The 3,191-nt window shown below is 62.9% G+C and carries 1 protein-coding gene; it reads right to left on the bottom strand.

The window, feature by feature from the left end; translation table 11 throughout:
* Positions 1–3,191 (bottom strand): beta strand repeat-containing protein (locus ACUN9V_RS19845; RefSeq protein WP_445512663.1); only part of this gene is annotated, 3,191 nt, incomplete at both ends.

The raw sequence follows: 3,191 nt of genomic DNA, 5'->3' as shown, positions 1-3,191 counted from the left end.
GCCAGGCGATCGAACGCCGAGCCCGGATTGAAGCTGTAGGAGCCATCGGCGTTAAGGGTAAAGGTCCCACCGTTGGAGCCGGTGATGGCCTGCCCCACGCTACCTGTTACGCCGTTGACAGCGCTGACGCTCAGGATGCCTCCATCGACATCGCTGTCATTGGCCAGCACGCCCTGGCCCGCAGCGACATTGAGAGTAGCGTTCTCGCCCGTGCTGCCGGTGTCGGCACGGACGATCGGGGCATCGTTAGTACCGATAATATTGATAGTGATGGTCTGACTCGCGGAACCATCAGCTGATTTCACCGTAAATGTCTCGGTCCGAACCTGACCTTCAGCAAGGTATTGAACCTTGTTGTTATCGGCATTAAAGGTCCATAGACCGTCAGCCGTAACGGAGAGCGAGCCCAACGAAGAGGTGACGCCACTAGTCGTTCCGCTGGCGCCCGTGAAGGTCACGCTACCCGGGTTAAAACTCGACTGCCCGGTATCGATGTCGGTTACCGAGAGCGAACCCGTCGTAGCAAGTTTCCCACCGCTAACGTTGCTATCTTCAAAGACGCTACCAACAGCAGGACCGCTGATGATAGCCACATCGTTCGTACCAACGATTGTCGCAGTCAATGTGGTTACTGAAACATTGCCGTGACCATCACTGACGGTGTAACTGATCTGGGACGTGGTTTTTTCGCCCGCAGCGAGTGAGTTGTATGTATCGCCCGGCAAAAATCGATAACTGCCGTCGGATTGAACGATGAACGTTCCGCCGTTAGAGCCGGCAATAGATTTTCCAACGCCCTCCGAACTGCCATTGATAGCGACGACATGCAGCGTCGACTTATCGCTACCCAAGTCAGAATCGTTGGCTAAAACACCGTGTGCAGCATCGATGCTCAGCGCCTGCTCCTGCTGGGTCGACCCCGTGTCGGCAACCGCCGTCGGCGCAGTGGTATCGACACCATAAACGTGCGTTGTCGTCGCCGTGCCGGTGTTGCCGGCGGCGTCGGTGTGGGACACGGACGCACGGATGCTGTCGGTGCCGGCATTCGCCAGCACCGATCCCGGTACCGCCACGCTGAAGACGCCATTGGCTCCGACCGTCGTGGTGTAGTTCTGGCCGCCCACGGAGACCGTCACCGTGTCGCCTTGGACCGCGTCACCGCCGGCGATGCCGGAGACGCTGACGTTGCTCTTGGCTTCAGCCGTGTTGATGACGTCGTCGCCGGCCACGGTGTTGAGACTGATCGAGATGCTCGGCGCGACGGTGTCGACACCATAGCTGCCGGCGGTATTGGCGCTGCCGGTATTGCCCGCCGCGTCGGTGTGGCTGACCACCGCGCTGACGCTGCTGTTGCTCGCCAGCTGTGAGCCCGGCACGTTGATCGAGAACGTGCCGTCAGCTTTGACGCTGCCGGTATAGGTTTGATTGCCCACGGTCAACGTCACGCGATCGCCGCTGGCGTATTCGCCGCTGACCTGACCGTTCACCGGGATCGATTGGGCGGCTTCGGCCGCGTTGAGGATATTGTCACCGGCGATGGTATCCAGCGTGATGCCGAGCGTCGGCGCAGTGGTATCGACACCATAAGCGTGCGTCGTCGTTGCCGTGCCGGTGTTGCCGGCGGCGTCGGTGTGGGACACGGACGCACGGATGCTGTCGGTGCCGGCATTCGCCAGCACCGATCCCGGCACCGCCACGCTGAAGACGCCATTGGCTCCGACCGTCGTGGTGTAGTTCTGGCCGCCCACGGAGACCGTCACCGTGTCGCCTTGGACCGCGTCGCCGCCGGCGGTGCCACTCAGGGTAACGTTCTGCCGCAATTCGGCGGCATTGATCACGTCGTCGCCGGCCACGGTGTTGAGACTGATCGAGACGCTCGGCGCGACGGTATCGACACCATAGCTGCCGGCGGTATTGGCGCTGCCGATGTTGCCCGCCGCGTCAGTGTGGCTGACCACCGCGCTGACGCTGGTGTGGCTCGCCAGCTGTGAGCCCGGCACGTTGATCGAGAATGTGCCGTCAGCTTTGACGCTGCCGGTATAGGTTTGATTGCCTACGGTCAGCGTCACGCGATCGCCGCTGGCGTATTCGCCGCTGACCCGACCGCTCACCGGGATCGGTTGGTTGGCTTCGGCCGCATTGAGGATATTGTCACCGGCGATGGTATCCAGCGTGATGCCGAGCGTCGGCGCAGTGGTATCGACACCATAGCTGCCGGCGGTATTGGCGCTGCCGGTATTGCCCGCCGCGTCGGTGTGGCTGACCACTGCGCTGACACTGGTGTGGCTCGCCAGCTGTGAGCCCGGCACGTTGATCGAGAACGTGCCGTCAGCTTTGACGCTGCCGGTATAGGTTTGATTGCCTACGGTCAGCGTCACGCGATCGCCGCTGGCGTATTCGCCGCTGACCCGACCGCTCACCGGGATCGGTTGGTTGGCTTCGGCCGCGTTGAGGATATTGTCACCGGCGATGGTATCCAGCGTGATGCCGAGCGTCGGCGCAGTGGTATCGACACCATAAGCGTGCGTCGTCGTTGCCGTGCCGGTGTTGCCGGCGGCGTCGGTGTGGGACACGGACGCACGGATGCTGTCGGTGCCGGCATTCGCCAGCACCGATCCCGGCACCGCCACGCTGAAGACGCCATTGGCTCCGACCGTCGTGGTGTAGTTCTGGCCGCCCACGGAGACCGTCACCGTATCGCCTTGGACCGCGTCGCCGCCGGCGGTGCCACTCAGGGTAACGTTCTGCCGCGATTCGGCGGCATTGATCACGTCGTCGCCGGCCACGGTGTTGAGACTGATCGAGATGCTCGGCGCGACGGTGTCGACACCATAGCTGCCGGCGGTGTTGGCGCTGCCGGTATTGCCCGCCGCGTCGGTGTGGCTGACCACCGCGCTGACGCTGCTGGTGCTCGCCAGCTGCGAGCCCGGCACGTTGATCGAGAACGTGCCGTCAGCTTTGACGCTGCCGGTATAGGTTTGATTGCCCACGGTCAGCGTCACGCGATCGCCGCTGGCGTATTCGCCGCTGACCTGACCGCTCACCGGGATCGATTGGTTGGCTTCGGCCGCGTTGAGGATATTGTCACCGGCGATGGTATCCAGCGTGATGCCGAGCGTCGGCGCAGTGGTATCGACACCATAAGCGTGCGTCGTCGTTGCCGTGCCGGTGTTGCCGGCGGCGTCGGTGTG

This window comes from Salinicola sp. V024 (assembly GCF_052645315.1).
This window is presented reverse-complemented; position numbering and strand designations above follow the sequence as displayed.